This window comes from Pseudoalteromonas rubra (assembly GCF_005887095.1).
Taxonomy (GTDB): Bacteria; Pseudomonadota; Gammaproteobacteria; order Enterobacterales; family Alteromonadaceae; genus Pseudoalteromonas; species Pseudoalteromonas rubra_E.
Genome location: NZ_PNCI01000140.1, coordinates 1 through 319 on the forward strand (window position 1 = coordinate 1; position 319 = coordinate 319).

1 pseudogene is annotated in these 319 nt (G+C 37.9%); it reads right to left on the reverse strand.

What is annotated here, in order from left to right:
* Positions 1–8 precede the first annotated feature (8 nt).
* Positions 9–230, reverse strand: a pseudogene (locus CWB99_RS23620) (integrase core domain-containing protein); the annotation flags it as partial.
* Positions 231–319: the final 89 nt, after the last annotated feature.

Sequence of the window (319 nt, forward strand, 5' to 3'; positions counted from 1 at the left end):
TGTAGTGGTCAACTAAAATTGGCCACAGTTTTATAGTTTAACCAGAACCTGTGTTCTGATTCGTTTGGTGTCAAACCGCCATTGTACTGATGCGGCCTGACCTGGCTGTAATATCCAAGAATGTAAGCCGTGATCTTTTTCTTGGCTTCAACGAAACTCTTATATCCTGTCTTTGGTACCCATTCCGATTTCAAGCTTCTAAAAAATCGCTCCATAGGGCTGTTATACCAAATTGATTAAATTTATGATCTAATATCAAAATCTAATATCCATCGATGTGATAATGATTTTGCAGCCCTCTGAATTTATTAAGCTCTCC